Consider the following 17,326-nt stretch of genomic DNA (forward strand, 5'->3'; position numbering starts at 1 on the left):
CTCACTTCAATATAAATAGTTAAAGAACCCCACTATGAACCTGATCGAACTTAAAGAAAAACCAATAAGCGAACTTGTCGAGCTTGCCGCATCTATGAAGCTTGATAATTTAGGCCGCAATCGTAAACAAGACATAATTTTTGCTATATTAAATGCCCATGCCGAAAACGATAATGATATTTTTGGTGGCGGTGTTCTAGAAATTTTACAAGACGGCTTTGGTTTTTTGCGTTCTTCAGATTCCTCATATTTAGCAGGACCTGATGATATTTATGTTTCACCGAGTCAAATTCGCCGTTTCAGTATGCGAACGGGTGATACTATTCACGGAAAAATTCGTCCACCTAAAAAAGGTGAACGTTATTTCGCGTTATTAAAAGTAGCAGAAGTTAATTTCGACAAGCCAGAAAATGTTCGCAACAAAATACTCTTTGAAAATTTAACCCCAATCCATCCTGATGAACGTTTAATCATGGAACGTGGTAATGGTTCAACTGAAGATATTACCGCACGTGTTTTAGATTTGGCTTCTCCAATTGGTAAAGGGCAACGTGGTTTAATTGTTGCTCCACCAAAAGCGGGTAAAACATTATTACTACAAAACATTGCGCAAAGTATTGCTCATAACCATCCTGATGCCGAGTTAATGGTATTGCTTATCGATGAACGTCCGGAAGAAGTGACAGAGATGCAGCGCTTGGTAAAAGGCGAAGTCATTGCATCAACGTTCGATGAACCAGCAAACCGCCATGTACAAGTAGCTGAAATGGTTATTGAAAAGGCTAAGCGTTTAGTTGAACATAAAAAAGATGTTGTTATTCTACTTGATTCAATTACACGTTTAGCTCGAGCTTATAATACGGTTATTCCATCATCAGGTAAAATTCTTACCGGTGGTGTTGACGCCAATGCTTTACACCGTCCAAAACGCTTTTTTGGTGCCGCGCGTAATATTGAGCACGGTGGTAGTTTAACGATTATCGCGACAGCTCTAGTAGAAACCGGCTCTAAAATGGACGAAGTTATTTACGAAGAGTTTAAAGGTACCGGTAACATGGAATTACACCTTTCTCGTAAAGTGTCTGAAAAGCGTGTTTTCCCAGCGATTAATATTAATCGTAGTGGTACTCGTCGTGAAGAATTGATCACTAAACCTGCAGAATTACAGAAAATGTGGATTTTACGTAAAATTGTTCATGAAATGGACGAAGTTGGTGCAATTGAATTCCTCATCGACAAACTAGCAATGACTAAAACGAATAACGAATTTTTTGATTCTATGAAACGTAAATAGTTTATTGGTCGCTTATTCACATCCGTGTGATTGCGACATACCGTACATCCCGTACATAAACGCCAGTGTTAGCAATAACAGCTGGCGTTTTTGCTTAAAACACTGTCAAACTATTAAGCGGATGAGTGATTTAAATTTATGAAATATAGTGACTTAAGAGACTTTATAAAACAGTTGGAAAAAATAGGCCAGCTCAAGCGTATTTCCCAGCCTATTTCTACAGATTTAACGATGACCGAAATCAGTGACCGTACGCTACGTGCTGAGGGGCCAGCGTTATTATTTGAAAACCCCGTCGACAAAAATGGTGTACCACATGGCATGCCAGTACTAACTAATTTATTTGGTACGCCTGATCGTGTTGCCTTGGCTATGGGACAACCTGATGTGCGTGCTTTACGTGATGTTGGTAAATTACTTGCCATGTTAAAAGAGCCTGAACCTCCTAAAGGTTTTCGTGACGCGATAAGTAAAATCCCGGTTTATAAGCAAGTCTTAAATATGCCGGTAAAAATGATTAAAAAGCCGTTGTGTCAGCAAGTTATTATTGAGGGTGCCGATGTAGATTTAAATAAACTACCTATTCAAAAATGTTGGCCAGGTGATGTTGCTCCTTTAATTACTTGGGGGTTAACGGTTACACGAGGTCCCCATAAAGAACGTCAAAATTTAGGTATTTATCGACAGCAATTAATCAGTAAAAATAAAATTATTATGCGTTGGTTATCACATCGTGGTGGCGCATTAGATTTTCAAGAATTTAAGCAAACCAATCCAGGTGAAAAATACCCTATTTCTGTTGCTTTAGGTGCAGATCCTGCCACTATTTTAGGCGCGGTAACGCCTGTTCCTGATACTTTATCAGAGTACGCTTTTGCTGGCTTATTACGTGGTGCTAAAACAGAAGTGGCAAAATGTATTAGTAACGATTTAGAAGTACCGGCGACGGCTGAGATTATTTTAGAAGGTTATCTAGACCCAGCTGAAGTAGCTCCAGAAGGGCCATACGGCGATCACACCGGTTACTATAATGAAGTTGATAACTTCCCTGTGATGACGGTAACCCATATTACTCATCGTAAAGACCCCATTTATCACAGTACTTATACTGGCCGTCCACCGGATGAACCCGCCATTTTAGGTGTGGCATTAAATGAAGTGTTTGTGCCTATTTTACAGAAACAATTTCCTGAAATTCAGGATTTCTATTTACCACCCGAAGGATGTTCATATCGTTTGGCGATTGTTACTATTAAAAAGCAATATGCCGGACATGCAAAACGCGTAATGATGGGTGTTTGGTCTTTCCTACGTCAATTTATGTATACTAAGTTCGTTATTGTTTGTGATGATGATATTAATGCTCGTGATTGGAAAGATGTAATTTGGGCAATGACCACGCGGATGGATCCAAGTCGAGATACAGTATTAATTGAAAACACACCGATTGATTATTTAGACTTTGCATCTCCTGTGTCTGGTTTAGGTTCAAAAATGGGTATGGATGCAACAAATAAATGGCCAGGTGAAACAAATCGCGAATGGGGTGAACCTATTGTGATGACCGAAGAAGTTAAAACAGATGTTGATAATATTTGGGATGAACTTAATATATTTCCAACAACTGATAAAAAGAATTAGTAACTGTTATCCTGAACATGTTTTAGGATCTGAATAATGAAAGGTTTAAATAAATGAATAAAATTAAGTGTCAGGTAGAATCATTAACATCTCTGACAGAGTTTGTTTATAAAGTGCTATTAAAGCCAAGTGAGCAAATCGATTTTCAAGCCGGCCAATACTTAAATTTTGTGATGAGTGAGGATGATAAACGTCCTTTCTCTATTGCCAGTGCACCCAATGCTGAATTAATTGAACTACAAATTGGTGCTTCAGGTGCTGACAGTTACCCAATGCAAGTTATTGAACATATTAAAGCCAATAATACAGTTACTGTAGAAATGCCACTAGGCAATGCGCAGCTGCGCAGTGAAAGCGAACGTCCGCTTTTACTTTTGGCGGGTGGTACAGGGTTTTCTTATATAAAATCTATGTATGAATTGTTAGCGTCACAAAGGTCATCGCGAAAGATTACTGTTTATTGGGGGTTGCGTGATCAAAGTGCTTGTTATGAACTAGAAAAAACAGCTAAAATTATTGCAGGTCTAGAAAATGGTACTTTTCACCCGGTGGTAGAGAACCCTGATGACAATTGGCAAGGTCAAGTTGGCATGGTTCACCACGTTGTGATGAAAGATATTAAAAATTTAGCCGATTATGATATTTATTTGGCCGGACGTTTTGATATGGTAGGCGCAGTTCGCACCGACTTTTTAGCGCAAGGAGCCTTAGTTGAACATATGTTTGCTGATGCTTTTGCCTATATTTAATATTAGATAAAGTTTTTAAATGAATGACCGATAAAGCCATCATACCGATGGCTTTTATTATTGAAGAGTAAAATTAATGAGTAAAAATAAACAGGGTCAAGTATTGCAAAATACTTTAGCAACAGACTTAGGACGAGGGAAAATCAAAGATAATTTTTTCGCGGCTCTTGTCACATCGAAAGTTTATAAACTGCAAGTTGTGCAGGCTAAAAAAGGTAAAGGTTCATTCAAACGTAACAACAAACATCAAGGTAGAGAACCTTATTTAATAAATGCTTAGTACGTTAGTATTTATTAAATAGGGCTTTGTGAAGATAGTCATCATGGCGTAGGTGCCGATGACTATTTTATTTTTTATAATGAATGACTAGATTAAGTGGCTATTTATTCGCGATTCGATTGATACTTAAACCATCAATTAAAAAGCCATGACTCGCTAACCAAGTTGATGCATCTTTAGCATTGGTAAACACTTGCCGTTCATAAGACGCATCAGTATGGGGTATTAGCCTTTCTAATTGCATTTCTTTGGCTGCGCTCTTTGTGTAAATATGACAATCTTTGCTGCAACCATTGTCCTTGAACCACTGGCAATGTTCTTCAATATGTTTATCAATTGCAGGAACACCTAACTCCCAATCCTCAAAAGAAGAAACAATAGCCCAAGGACTACCTTTAAGCGGGCTCGCTTTAGCACGAAACTCTTTAACATAAGCAATAATAGCTTCTTCGTTCCAAGTGCCAGAAAACCATTGCACAACAACATTGCCACGAACTTCAATTTTCCATTCTCCGTGAATGCTAAACATAATAGGCCTCTTTTATTTGCTTTTGATATAATGTGCTTAAGCTGAAAATATTTTTAGATTGAGTCTTTTAATATACTTTGTGGGCTAGCAACAAATATTTGATAGGGTAAAGGCTCAGCCAGTAAACTTTCGTCGACGGTAAACTCAACGAAGCCACTTTTAGTAAAAAAGTGAGTGAGATCATCTATCGCCACTTTTTCAGTTTGCAAATCAGCCGCTTGATAATAAGCTTTAATACCTTCATCCTCACATTCATCGGCATCAACAAAGAGATGCATTGGCATGCTTAAGACCGTAATAGATTGAGCCTTTTGATGATGTTTAACAATTTCTTTAAGCAGGTATTGCCCAATCGCTTGTTTACGATATTGTGGCAGAACACTGATCGCTTCAAGTAAAATATGTGTTTTAGCTTTTTTGGTCTCAGCAGTAATGCTTAATTGTTCACATAAGCCTTGTTCAAGGTTTTGGCCTTTAAAATAAAGGTTAAGTGGAATTTCCCAGTCAGTATCTTCGTTGGCTAATAAAGTATAAGAGCCAACAGCATCACGGTGTTTATTGAGGGTGATTAGCTCAATTTCAGCTTTAGCAATAATATCGCCTTGCTCGTTTTTTACATTGATTTCTTGACATAATTGCCAATCAAAAGCACCGGCAATTTCAGGTTTTTTAAAGTCGACTGTTAAATTCATTTTTGTTCGTTTCCGTTATTTATAACTAAGGTATTATTGTTAAAGCTGCCAATTTGACCTAAAGCTTTATTTAATACTTGATTGGCTTTTTTATATTCGCCTTGCTGCTCTAATACTTGAGAAAAGTTCAGTAGATCAATAACATCATATTGTGTACCTGCTAAATTAATCAGGCTATTAAAGGCTTTTTCTGCCATCGGCAGTTGTTGAGATTTTGCGGCTAAATTAGCTAAACAACTTAACCATTTTCCGCTGTGAGGATCATTATGTAACTGTTTTTGAACAGCACTGATTAATTCATCAGTCGCCGAAATAGGTAGCTGGCGAATATTCTTTAAAAAAGTATCGTCTGCGCCTTTTTTAATCACGGGTAATAATATTTTATTGAGTGGTTCAGTGATCTTGTGCTCGGCTAATACTTGACAATAAGCCCAGAGAATAACTTCATTATGTTTTAATTTCCGAGTAAGTTTGTGCCACCGCTGTGCCAATGAATCGTTATTTTCTTTGCGTATTGTTTCATTAAAAGCACCATAGAAAGCGCTTGCTTCCCATAGTGCTATTTTTTCATTCGTAATGGCTTTTTGTTTACGGGCTGAAACAAGTTGCTCTATTACATAATCAAAACGTTTTTCTTGCAAGCTTAAGATGATCTCTAAGCTTAATAACCTTGCATCATGACCAATTTGTTTGTGATGTTTATCAATAATACTCCGTGCCTGTGCAAAGTCTTCCTGAGAGATTAATAATTTAATCGTCACGAGTACTGATTCTAAACCAGAGCCTTTAACGCCATTGTCTTCTTGTGCTAATAAAGCTAAGTAGTGATTAGTGTTTGATCGCAGCGATTGTTTCGACGATGCAGCAGCAGCCAATAGATAAGACGTATGAGTAAATCTTGAGGGTTCAGCCGCTTTAGCAAACAAATGCTCTGCTTGTTGGTTGTCTTCAAGAATAAAAGCAGCAATGCCGCGATTAAAGTCTCTTAAACCTCGACGGCGATTAGCAAAAGCAATTTTGTTCCAGCCGCCAAAACCCAAACGTAGACTGCCACGCACAAGTGTCATCGATAACCCTAAGGCGATAAATAATAGCGTTAACATAATACATGCCATTACTACGGTTGATTCTATGGTTAAATCGCCCATCGCAATTAAGATATAACCTTTTTCATTTATTAGTAGTGGGCTAATAGCAACCGCAGCAAAAAACATTAATATCCACAGTATTAATTTTTTCATTATAAGGCCTCATTCGTGCTGTTAGGCTGCACTTTTGACTCTTGTGGTGCAACTTCTTCAGGTAGTGTTTGAGATGAGCCATTAAGTGCTTTTTCTTTGCCCTCGGGTAATTTATCAGGCATTACTTGAGGCGTTAATTGTTCAAGTGTTGGTTTTAAAGGCGTTTCTGCTAGCACTTTACTCATCGCTTTTAGCGATAAAAGCGTACTGGGGTAATCATAAGTGATTATCTTACTTTTTAGTTTTTGAATAGCTTGATAAAAGTTTTGATTTTCAACTTTTTGCATATCAAAGTATTCTGTTAACCATAGTTGAATGTCATTTAAGGTTTGATTATAAATTTTCTGTTTTTTCTCTGTCACTGCCCACTGAGCTAATTGTAACTTTAAGCTAAGGTTCTCAATAAGGTTTTGTTGATGTTGTGGCGACATTAATGGTTTTACATTACCACTACTTCTGCGGACAGTAATAAAATCTGCAAGAATTTTTTGCCATGTTTTAGCGAGGTTTTCTCGCCAATCATTGGTGCTTTCAGATAATGTGAAATCACTGCTCTTGTTGTCATTATCTGGAATTTTAACCATAGCCAAGGGTAAGTTTGCCAGTTGATGACTCATCGCCATTAAGGTCATAACGGTTTCTTCGTTGTCTACAACAGGTATTAATGTTAACTGTGCGATGTCTTGACGAATTAATTGACGAATAGGTAAAAACTGCGGATCTTTAAGTTCTTTGAGACGCATATCCGCATCTTGTAACAAGCCAATTGCTGCTCTTGTATCTTGCTCTAGCCACATCGTGCGAGTGGCAATACGAATAAGGTACTCTGCTTCGTGCAATAACCAATCACTGGGTTGATTTTGTGATAATCGTTCAACAGTCTTTTCAAGTTTAGCGATTTTAACTTGGCTGTCTGTTGTTATTGTTGCAATCTCACGGTTTAAGCGCTGTGAAAACATGGTTTGTTGCTGAGCAAATAACTGCTTAACTTTTTGCTCACTACTGGCCAAACTTTGTTGGGTTTTTTGCTCACTAGTGGCTAAAATTTGCTGAGTTTTTTGTAAAAACTCTGCTTTGCTCTGTGCTTGTTGCTGTATATCCCAGTAATATAAACCGCCGACACCAACACTTGCTGCTAAAGCTATGATTAAGGAAACTACGGCAGTCTTAGATAATTTTTGTTTATTCATCTTTGTATCATTCGCCACCGGTGATTTAGCTTTTTTTTCCGAGGTTTTAATGGCTGGTTTTTTCTCGTTAACCACACCTGAGGCTTTATTTTTTTCTGGGGACTTCTGTTCTTCACTCGAGGATGCTGTTGTCGCTGACGCTAGTGAAATAGAAGTTGAAAAACCTTGCTCTGACTTTTCGTCAGTCGATTTTTTTTCTGAAGTATTTGACTCGTTTAGCTTTTTATCAGTCATTATTTTTTCCATATGAAGTGATTGCACTAAGCATGGCTTGATCATTAGCACCGTTAGCATTAATGATATTGAGTAATCCTAGTTGTTTCGCTTGTTCGGCAATGCGCTCACTAGCAACAATCCATAAACAAGTGGTTTGCCAATAACTCTCTGAATGCTTTATTAAGTGTACTATGCTTTCTAGCAAAGCGTTACTGGTTATGACAATACAATTTATTCGCTGATTTCGCCATTGTTGAACCTGTTTTTGCGTGACGGTAAGCCAGACTTTTTTATAGCTTTCTAAATAGTGAACTTTGGCGCCTCGCAAGGTGAGTTGCTGGGCAATATGCTCTCGACCACCGTCACCACGAACAATAATAATGGTTTCGCCACTGATTGTTTTTTCATCGAGTATATTAAGTGTTAATAAACCTTCGCTGGTATGAAGTTCAGGGGAAACAGCACTAAGCCCTTTTGCTTTTAAAGCGTTTAGTGTTGCGCTACCGATAGCAATAATGCGTTTTTGTTGCCATTGAGAAAAATCAACAGCGCAATGAGCAAACTCAACCGCAGCGACACTGACAAAAATAACAATGGCTTGCGGATATTGTTTGATGAGCTTTTTAGTGGTGATTTTACAAGCAAATGATTGATAGTCAAAGAACGGTTGGCAGTGACTGTCAATGCCGATACTTTTTAACTGTTGCGCTAAAGCACGTCCTACTTTTTCAGGACGTGTGATTAAAACGTGTGTGTTACTGTTGTGCATAAACCTGACGCAATATTCTATCAGCGCCTTTTTCAAGGAGTTGATCAGCCAGTGTATTACCTAGTTGTTCAGCATTTTTACTATCACCAGTTATTTCACTGGTCAGTATTTCACTACCGTCAGTTGCGCCCACTAAACCACGTAAAAAAACTTGACCATTGTTTTGAATAACAGCGTAGCTTCCAATAGGGACCTGGCAACCACCTTCTAAAGCGCGGTTCATCGCTCGTTCTGCTAACACTCGAATACGGGTAGTTTCACAACCTAATGGCGCAAGTAAAGCTTTAAGGGTTTCATCGTTCGTTCTACATTCAATTCCGACAGCACCTTGTCCGTTTGCTGGCAACATGACCTCAGGTTCAATAAACTCTTGAATTCGCTCAGGCATTGCCAAACGTATTAATCCCGCTGCGGCAAGTATAATGGCATCATATTCGCCATTATCTAATTTTTTTAAACGGGTATTTACGTTACCGCGCAAATCACGAATGTCTAAATCTGGGCGTATGGCTTTAATTTGGCATTGACGACGTAAACTTGAGGTACCGACAACAGCACCCTGTGGCAGTTCGGCTAAACTGTTAATGGTATTAGAAACAAAGGCATCACGAGGGTCTTCACGAGGACAAATCACTTCTAAGCCTAGCCCTTCAGGAAATTCTACGGGGACATCTTTCATTGAATGAACTGCGATATCAGCACGGTCTTCTAACATGGCAACTTCGAGTTCTTTAACAAATAAACCTTTACCACCGACTTTAGCTAAAGGTGTATCTAAAATAATATCGCCTTTGGTGGTCATGGGAACAAGTTCAACAATAATGCCAGCGTGGAAATGCTCTAATTGTGCTTTTACATATTCGGCTTGCCATAAAGCGAGTGCACTTTTACGTGTGGCAATGCGTACGGTTGTTGTGCTCATTAAATTATCCTGCGCTAATAGTTATTTCGGTGTCGGCCTGAATACTGATCGCTTTTGATAAGAATTGCCAAAGTTCGCCACCACCACGTTTGTCTGTCCATTGGCCATCTTCACACTGAAAATGATGACCATTAAATTTAGTTGCTACCCATATTTCCTGCAAGGGTGCTTGTTTATTAATGATGACTTTGCTGCCACTTTTAAAGGTCAGTGTTAACATGCCACCCACACCCTCATAATCAATGTCGGTACCACAATCTTCAATGGCTTCTTCTATTTGAAGAATAATTTCATCGGCAAGTAAATTGTATTGGCTGTCGTTCATTAATGCTTCCTTTTCTAGCGCAATGAAATTTATTCATCTTTGCTAGCTATTTGTTGGTCATGAGATTATAAAACGTCTATCATGAGAAAAAAATCGAATAAATCAAGTATGCGTAAACAAAATTCAATTATTTTAGCGTTTTTTATTATATCAGTGCTTTTAAGTGGATGTGGAATTAAAGGTCCACTATCGCAAAAATCTGTGCAAGTAAAAGTACAGCAGCAAACTGAACACGCTAATACACAGCCAAAACAAAACTCACCAGCACCAAAATCGCAGGAAAATTAATCGTGGATTTTTTCAATTACAAAAACACTTCTCTGTATGCTGAAGATTGTGGCGTTACTCAACTTGTTAAGCAACATGGTACGCCGTTATATATATATTCACGAGCGACTATTGAGCGCCACTGGCATGCGTTTGACCAAGCGGCTGGTGATAAACCACATTTAGTGTGTTATGCGGTGAAAGCCAACAGTAACATTGCCGTACTCAATGTGATGGCACGTTTAGGTAGTGGTTTTGATATCGTTTCAAAAGGTGAACTTGCTCGTGTATTACAAGCCGGCGGCGATGCCCGTAAAGTGGTGTTTTCGGGCGTTGGCAAAAAGTCAGATGAAATTGCTTTTGCCTTAGAAAAGGGGATTTACTGCTTCAATGTTGAATCAGCAGCAGAGCTAACGCGTATTCAGCAGGTAGCCGAGCGCATGAAAATGACTGCACCAGTCTCTTTAAGAGTAAACCCTGATGTAGATGCTGGTACGCATCCTTATATATCGACAGGCTTAAAAGAAAATAAATTTGGTATTAGCATTGATGATGCCTTTGAGCTTTACCAACACGCCAATAGTTTATCAAATATTGCGGTAAAGGGCATCGATTGCCATATTGGTTCGCAGTTAACTGAAGTTCAACCCTTTTTAGACGCACTTGACCGAGTACTCGCACTTGTTGACCGCCTCGCAGAGGTAAATATTGCCTTATCGCATATCGATGTTGGCGGTGGTTTAGGCGTATGTTATAACGACGAAACACCACCTCATCCTAACGAATACGCGAAAGCGATTGCGGATAAGTTAGCTGATCGTGATATTACGCTGATTTATGAGCCCGGTCGTGCCATTATGGCTAATGCCGGAATTTTAGTGACCGAAGTTGAATTACTAAAAACGAATCAAGATAGACATTTTGCGATTGTTGACGCCGCGATGAATGATTTAATTCGTCCGTCGCTTTATCAAGCATGGCAAGCGATTATCGAAGTTGAAAAAAATGAACTCACCAGTAAAAAAACTTACGACATTGTTGGTCCTATTTGTGAAACGGGTGATTTTCTGGGTAAAGCTCGAGAACTAAGTATCGTGGCCGGTGATCTCTTAGCGATCCGTTCATCGGGTGCCTATGGTTTTTCGATGAGTTCAAATTATAATAGTCGCCCAAAAGCGGCTGAAATTATGGTCGATGGTGAAGAAAATCATTTGATCCGTGCTCGGGAAACACTTGAGCAATTATGGCAAGGCGAGTCTTTGTTACCAAAATAAGTATTAAATTGAATATGGGAAGTAAATGTTAGTTAATTTTTCAAAAATGCACGGTTTAGGTAACGACTTCCTAGTACTAGACAATGTTACCCAGAATGTTTATTTGTCTAATGAGCAAATAAAGCAGTTATCCGATCGTAATTTCGGTGTCGGTTTTGATCAAGTGTTAGTGGTTGAGCCACCGTACGATCCCGATTTAGATTTTCATTATCGCATCTTTAATGCCGACGGTAGTGAAGTTGGTCAGTGTGGCAATGGAGCTCGTTGTTTTGCTAAATTTGTGCGTTTAAAAGGCTTAACGAATAAAAATAAAATTAAGGTGTCGACACAGTCAGGCAAGATGACCTTATTTGTTGAGCGCGATGGTAACGTTTCAGTGAATATGCCAACACCTAAGTTTGAACCAAGCCAAATTCCATTTACTGCCCAAAAAGTAGAAGGTACTTACATTCTTCGCAGTGATGAAGACACCGTATTGTGTGGCGTGGTTTCTTTAGGTAATCCGCATTGTGTGCTGACAGTTGACTCGGTTGATGAGGCTCCTGTTGAGACGTTAGGTAAAGCTTTGTCACATCACGAACGCTTTCCCCAGCAAGTGAATGTTGGCTTTATGGAAATTGTTGCTCCTGACTATATTAAACTTCGTGTTTATGAACGTGGTTCAGCTGAAACGTTAGCCTGTGGTAGTGGTGCTTGTGCAGCAGTAGTTATTGGCCAGATACAAAATAAATTAGGTCGAGATGTTACGGTGGAATTACCGGGCGGTAAGTTAAAGGTTTATTGGAAAGGACCGGGTAATTCAGTCAAAATGACCGGCCCAGCCGTACATGTATTTGACGGGCAATTAAATTTATAATCAGCATAAAGTTAGCTTATTTAACTATTCAAGATATAGAGAATTAATTTGAACGACTCAACCCCAATGCAATTAGATGAAGTAAGTTTAACGGATGATCTCATTGTTGATTACTTACATGATAACCCAGAATTTTTTAATCGTAATCCTGAGCTGATCACTAGTCTACGTTTATCCGATGTTAATCGTGGCACCGTCTCGTTAGTGCAAAGACAACAAAGCCAGCAACGTCAAAAAATTCATGGTCTAGAAGAAGAAATTACTCAACTTATGGCGATAGCTAACCATAATGAACAGCTTTTTGCTTTGTATAGCGACTTGTATTTACGCTTATTAGATTGCAGCTCCGCGCCTGAGTTGCTTGATTGTTTGTATCAAGCAACCACAGAATTATTGTCATTATCGGGTTTGAAAGTCTGGTTAAAAGAGCATACTGAGGTTGACCATGCTAGCATCGTTAAAAACGATTGTGCAGGGGTGATGAATAATCGTTTATCCAAAGATGATTATTATTTTGGACGCTTACAAAAAAGCGAGCAAGAACTTATTTTTTCGCAACATCAAGAAGGCTCTGTGGTCTTAATTAAGCTAAATCATATTAATGATGACATTGGTTTTATGGCGATAAGCAGTGCCGACGCCGACCACTTTGATCCACGCATGGATACTTTATTGCTTAGTCAATTTAGAAAGCTGGTGGCAAAATTACTTTTTCAACAACTGTATAAATAACACAGACAATGAAATTTTATCGTCGCTTAGCCCCCTTTCAAGCCATTAGTTTTGACCTTGATGATACCCTGTATAGTAATTATCCGGTAATGATGGCAACAGATGCCAAAATGGTTGCTTATTTTTCGGCACTTTTCTCATTACAGATAATCGCCACTCATGCGACAAAAAATACTCTTTTTGATTACCGGTTTTGGTCACCTTTTCGCGAGCAAGCTATAGCAGCGAATCCACAATTAATACATCATGTGGGTGATATACGTTTAGCCACTTACACTCTAGGCATGAAAGCATTGGGTTTAGCTGATGACATTGCGAATGACCAAGCACATAAAGCGTTAGATTATTTTGTTCAACAACGCAGTGATTTTGTTGTGCCAGAAGCTGTGCATCAATTATTGCAAAGCTTACAAAAAAAATATCCCTTGGTGGCCATCAGTAACGGCAATGTTGATACTGATAAAATAGGTATTTCAGCTTACTTTAGCTATCGATTTCATGCCGGGGATTTATCAACGACAGCTTTAAATAAAAATCAACGACTACGACAAAAGCCCGCAGCAGATATGTTTGTTGAAGCTTGCAAAAAATTAATAATAAAACCGTCACAACTATTACATGTTGGTGATTGTGGTCGCTCTGATATTCTAGGTGCTATCGATGCTGGCTGCCAAACCGCATGGATTTCCTGCTATGATGTTGGCAAACCACTAACTGTTTTACCTAATATTGAGCTAGCAGATATTAGCGAATTGTGTCACTTGTTATAATTTTATCTATACTTACTTTCTACTTTTCTAAGGTTATTTTTCCGTTATGGACGTTTCTGAACTACTTGAGTCACTCAATGAAAAACAACGAGATGTTGTCGCCGCTCCACTACAAAATATGTTGGTATTAGCTGGCGCAGGAAGTGGTAAAACTCGTGTGTTAGTGCAACGTATTGCCTGGTTAATGCAAGTTGAAAACGCCTCTTCTCATAGTATTTTAGCCGTTACTTTTACCAATAAAGCAGCAGCAGAAATGCGAGTGCGTGTTGAAAAAACAGTTGAGGGTAATGTTCATGGTATGTGGGTCGGTACTTTCCATGGTTTAGCCCATCGCTTACTTCGTATGCATTTTCAAGAAGCTAAATTACCACAAAATTTTCAAGTACTTGATTCAGATGATCAACTGCGCTTAGTTAAGCGCATTGTACGTTCATTAGGTATTGACGAAAAACGTTGGCCACCCAAGCAGATGCAGTGGTATATCAATGGAAAAAAAGATGAAGGTATTCGTCCACAGCACATAGAAGTTTACGATGATCCCACTGAGCAAACGTTTGTTAAAGTTTATCAAGGATATCAAGAAGCTTGTGATCGAGCCGGTTTAGTCGATTTTGCCGAGTTATTATTGCGTGCCCATGAACTTTGGTTGAACAACCCCGTTTTGCTTGCCCATTATCAGCAACGCTTTAAGCATATTTTAGTCGACGAATTTCAAGACACCAATGCCATTCAATACGCCTGGTTAAACATTCTGGGTAACGCATCGAGTAAGGTGATGATTGTTGGTGATGACGACCAATCAATTTATGGCTGGCGTGGCGCAAAAATTGAAAATATTCAGCGTTTTCTTAATGAGTTCGACGACACAAAAACGATACGTTTAGAGCAGAATTATCGCTCCACAGCCAATATTCTTAATGCGGCTAATAAACTTATCGCCAATAATAATAACCGCTTAGGTAAAAAGTTATGGACCGAAGATGAAGCGGGTGAAAAAATATCTATTTATACGGCATTCAACGAAATAGATGAAGCTCGCTTTATTGCGGGTCGAATTACGGATTGGCGTAAAGAAGGCAGCTTAGATGATGTCGCTATTTTATATCGCAGTAATGCGCAATCTCGTTTACTCGAAGAAGCGCTCTTGCAGAGTCGCTTACCTTATCGTATTTACGGTGGTCAACGCTTCTTTGAACGTTTAGAAATTAAGGATGCACTTGCTTACTTACGCTTATTAAATAATCGCGATGATGATGCGGCTTTTGAACGTATTATTAATACCCCAACACGTGGCATTGGTAATACCAGCCTATCGTTAATACGTGACGCTGCGCGCAGTTTAGAAATGACATTATGGCAAGCCTGTCAATTCATGCTAAAAAATGATGAATTGAAAGGACGAAGTGCGAAAGTCATTCAAAATTTTATTAATATTATCGACACTCTCGAAGATGACTCTAGCCACCTCGACCTCGACCAACAGGCCAACTATGTTATTCAACACAGTGGTTTAAAAGCCATGTATCAAGCTGAAAAAGGTGAACGTGCCGAGGCAAGAATAGAAAACTTAAATGAGCTTGTTACCGCTTGTCAAACCTTCGAAGCGGACCCAGAGTTAATAGAAGAACAAACAAAACTCACCTCATTTTTAACACATGCTGCCCTTGAAGCTGGCGAGTCACAAGCCGATGATTATGAACCTGCTGTGCAGTTAATGACTATGCACTCTGCGAAAGGTTTAGAGTTTCCATTAGTGTTTATTGCCGGCTTAGAGGAGGGAATGTTTCCCTCACAAAAATCAGTAGAAGAAATAGGACGTTTAGAAGAGGAAAGGCGTTTATGTTACGTCGGCATGACACGTGCTATGAGTAAGCTATACTTGTGTCATGCAGAAAGCCGTCGACTATATGGACAAGAAAAATTTCATAAAGCCAGTCGCTTTTTACGTGAATTACCTCCTGAATGTACCGAAGAAATAAGATTACAAAATCAAGTGACTCGTCCATCAACTAAAGGTAAGTTTTCTTCGACTTTTACACTGGAAACTTTTGAGAACAGCGGTTTTAGCTTAGGACAGTCAGTCGTTCATGCTAAATTTGGCGAAGGCGTTGTTTTAAATTATGAAGGTTCAGGAGCTCAAAGTCGTATTCAAGTTAATTTTGCTGGTGTAGGTAGTAAATGGCTGGTGGTCGCCTATGCTAATTTACAAGCCAACGTTTAATATTACATAAAAATAATTAGTTCTTTCATGTGATGCCATTATAAAAAAAGGTATGAAATTATATGTCAATGCAGTTACTCGTAGTAGAAGACAGTAAGCCTATTGCTCGTGTTATTAAGCAAATTGGCGAGGCATTAAATTATCAGGTAACTATTGCTACCACACTTGCTGAAGTAGAAGAAATTTTACAGGGCAAAAATGACTTTTTTGCTGCCACTATAGATTATGCCTTACCAGATGCTCCCAATGGCGAAGCAATAGCTTGTGTGCTCTCTCATGGTATTCCAAGTGTCGTTATGACAGGTAAAATGGATGAAACGACTCGACAGCAAATACTTGCTCAGCCCGTTGTTGACTATATCCCTAAAGAGAATAGCCAAGCTTTCCTTTATTTAAAACGTATTTTACATTGGCAAATAACCAACAGCAGTACAGGTATTCTTGTTGTTGATGATTCTTTAGCGGCACGAAATTATGTTTCTCAGCTATTAAAACGCCGCAACTTTAATGTTTATTTAGCCAATGACGGTGTGCAAGCGCTAGAACGCTTAAAGCAGCACAAAGACATTAAATTGGTGATCACCGATCTGGAAATGCCCATCATGGACGGTATCGAATTAACTAATGAAATCCGTAAAATTTATAGTCGTGATCAACTCGCTATTATTGGTATATCTGGAGCAGACAACGGTATGCATTCGGCACGCTTTATTAAAAATGGTGCGGATGACTTTTTACGTAAACCTTTTTGCCCAGAAGAGTTTTATTGTCGAATTACCCAAAATATTGAGAATTTAAACAATATTGAACAAATACAAAAAGCAGCAAACGTAGACTATTTAACCGACTTACCTAACAGACGGGCTTTTTTCTCTAAAGCAGAGCAGCTGGTGCCTCAATATATTAAAAGAGACATGCCTTATTGTGTTGCTATGCTCGACATTGATTTTTTCAAAAAAATCAATGATAACTACGGAAATGATGCCGGCGATCATGTCTTAAAAGTACTGGCATTATATATGCGTAAACATCTAGGATCAGGTTTGCTAGCCCGCTTAGGTGGTGAGGAGTTTGCCATCTTAATGTACGGTACTGATGAGGATCAACTTTACACTAAATTAGACGATCTTCGTCGAGACATTTCTGTTTCTCAGCTAACTTTTGAAGAGCACCATATTGCCTTTAACATCAGTATAGGCTTGGTTTGTAATAGTACAGAGACGTTTGCTAAACAACTGAATCAAGCGGAAAGTGCGCTTTATAATGCTAAAGAAAATGGCCGCAATCAATTGAGTCTTTTTGGCGTCGATGATTAACGCTTTAGTTAAAATGTAGATGTTAAAGTGATGCCGAGCTTG

18 protein-coding genes are annotated in these 17,326 nt (G+C 38.8%); 11 read left to right on the forward strand and 7 right to left on the reverse strand.

Features of this window, described 5'->3' with window-relative positions; translation table 11 throughout:
* Positions 1-34 precede the first annotated feature (34 nt).
* The 4 genes from rho (at position 35) to arfA (ending at position 3,964) form a co-directional block, all read left to right on the forward strand.
* A complete protein-coding gene (rho, locus tag H4J62_RS15965; RefSeq protein ID WP_070375345.1) occupies positions 35-1,294 on the forward strand; it encodes a transcription termination factor Rho in 1,260 nt (419 codons plus the stop codon).
* 138 nt (positions 1,295-1,432) lie between these two features.
* Positions 1,433-2,935, forward strand: a complete 1,503-nt coding sequence (gene ubiD, locus H4J62_RS15970) for a 4-hydroxy-3-polyprenylbenzoate decarboxylase (protein WP_070375346.1) — start codon at positions 1,433-1,435, stop codon at positions 2,933-2,935.
* A gap of 53 nt (positions 2,936-2,988) precedes the next feature.
* Positions 2,989-3,684: an NAD(P)H-flavin reductase gene (fre, locus tag H4J62_RS15975; protein WP_070375347.1), complete on the forward strand. Its 696-nt coding sequence runs from the start codon at positions 2,989-2,991 to the stop codon at positions 3,682-3,684.
* A gap of 76 nt (positions 3,685-3,760) precedes the next feature.
* Entirely contained in the window at positions 3,761-3,964 is a 204-nt protein-coding gene (arfA, locus tag H4J62_RS15980; RefSeq protein WP_182217147.1) for an alternative ribosome rescue factor ArfA, read from the forward strand.
* Positions 3,965-4,064: 100 nt separating this feature from the next.
* Here the strand turns inward: arfA and H4J62_RS15985 are convergent, their stop codons facing one another.
* From H4J62_RS15985 to cyaY, 7 genes are read right to left on the reverse strand one after another with little or no spacing between them, the layout of a single operon-like run.
* Entirely contained in the window at positions 4,065-4,493 is a 429-nt protein-coding gene (locus H4J62_RS15985) for a hypothetical protein (RefSeq protein ID WP_182217170.1), read from the reverse strand.
* Between the two features lie 53 nt (positions 4,494-4,546).
* Entirely contained in the window at positions 4,547-5,185 is a 639-nt protein-coding gene (locus H4J62_RS15990) for a hypothetical protein (RefSeq protein WP_182217145.1), read from the reverse strand.
* The gene (locus H4J62_RS15995) at positions 5,182-6,426 is read right to left on the reverse strand and encodes a heme biosynthesis HemY N-terminal domain-containing protein (RefSeq protein ID WP_182217143.1); all 1,245 of its coding nucleotides are present in this window, start codon (positions 6,424-6,426) and stop codon (positions 5,182-5,184) included. The genes H4J62_RS15990 and H4J62_RS15995 overlap by 4 nt, the downstream gene beginning before the upstream one ends.
* Positions 6,426-7,850: a uroporphyrinogen-III C-methyltransferase gene (locus H4J62_RS16000; protein WP_182217142.1), complete on the reverse strand. Its 1,425-nt coding sequence runs from the start codon at positions 7,848-7,850 to the stop codon at positions 6,426-6,428. Before H4J62_RS16000 ends, H4J62_RS15995 begins: the two co-directional genes overlap by 1 nt.
* Positions 7,843-8,601 carry a uroporphyrinogen-III synthase gene (locus H4J62_RS16005; RefSeq protein WP_182217140.1) on the reverse strand — a complete coding sequence of 253 codons (759 nt, stop codon included), beginning with the start codon at positions 8,599-8,601 and terminating at the stop codon, positions 7,843-7,845. Before H4J62_RS16005 ends, H4J62_RS16000 begins: the two co-directional genes overlap by 8 nt.
* Complete coding sequence (gene hemC / locus H4J62_RS16010; RefSeq protein WP_182217138.1) at positions 8,588-9,523, reverse strand: hydroxymethylbilane synthase; 936 nt, start codon at positions 9,521-9,523, stop codon at positions 8,588-8,590. The genes H4J62_RS16005 and hemC overlap by 14 nt, the downstream gene beginning before the upstream one ends.
* A gap of 4 nt (positions 9,524-9,527) precedes the next feature.
* On the reverse strand, positions 9,528-9,848 hold the full coding sequence (gene cyaY, locus H4J62_RS16015) for an iron donor protein CyaY (RefSeq protein ID WP_070375355.1): 321 nt from the start codon (positions 9,846-9,848) through the stop codon (positions 9,528-9,530).
* Between the two features lie 81 nt (positions 9,849-9,929).
* Between cyaY and H4J62_RS16020 the strand changes: the two genes are divergently transcribed.
* The 7 genes from H4J62_RS16020 to H4J62_RS16050 all read left to right on the forward strand — a co-directional run bounded on the left by H4J62_RS16020 (position 9,930) and on the right by H4J62_RS16050 (position 17,284).
* Positions 9,930-10,136 (forward strand): LPS translocon maturation chaperone LptM, encoded by a 207-nt coding sequence (locus H4J62_RS16020; protein ID WP_182217137.1) that lies wholly within the window; start codon positions 9,930-9,932, stop codon positions 10,134-10,136.
* A 2-nt stretch (positions 10,137-10,138) separates the two neighbouring features.
* Positions 10,139-11,389, forward strand: a complete 1,251-nt coding sequence (lysA, locus tag H4J62_RS16025) for a diaminopimelate decarboxylase (RefSeq protein ID WP_182217135.1) — start codon at positions 10,139-10,141, stop codon at positions 11,387-11,389.
* Between the two features lie 25 nt (positions 11,390-11,414).
* On the forward strand, positions 11,415-12,245 hold the full coding sequence (gene dapF / locus H4J62_RS16030; RefSeq protein ID WP_070375358.1) for a diaminopimelate epimerase: 831 nt from the start codon (positions 11,415-11,417) through the stop codon (positions 12,243-12,245).
* A 48-nt stretch (positions 12,246-12,293) separates the two neighbouring features.
* On the forward strand, positions 12,294-12,977 hold the full coding sequence (locus tag H4J62_RS16035) for a DUF484 family protein (RefSeq protein WP_259364684.1): 684 nt from the start codon (positions 12,294-12,296) through the stop codon (positions 12,975-12,977).
* An 8-nt stretch (positions 12,978-12,985) separates the two neighbouring features.
* Complete coding sequence (locus H4J62_RS16040; RefSeq protein ID WP_182217134.1) at positions 12,986-13,747, forward strand: HAD-IA family hydrolase; 762 nt, start codon at positions 12,986-12,988, stop codon at positions 13,745-13,747.
* 46 nt (positions 13,748-13,793) lie between these two features.
* A complete protein-coding gene (gene uvrD / locus H4J62_RS16045; RefSeq protein ID WP_182217132.1) occupies positions 13,794-15,968 on the forward strand; it encodes a DNA helicase II in 2,175 nt (724 codons plus the stop codon).
* Between the two features lie 62 nt (positions 15,969-16,030).
* The gene (locus tag H4J62_RS16050; protein ID WP_182217131.1) at positions 16,031-17,284 is read left to right on the forward strand and encodes a diguanylate cyclase; all 1,254 of its coding nucleotides are present in this window, start codon (positions 16,031-16,033) and stop codon (positions 17,282-17,284) included.
* Positions 17,285-17,326 lie beyond the last annotated feature (42 nt).

The sequence above is a fragment of the Colwellia sp. BRX8-5 genome (assembly GCF_014077325.1).
Lineage (GTDB): Bacteria > Pseudomonadota > Gammaproteobacteria > Enterobacterales > Alteromonadaceae > Colwellia_A.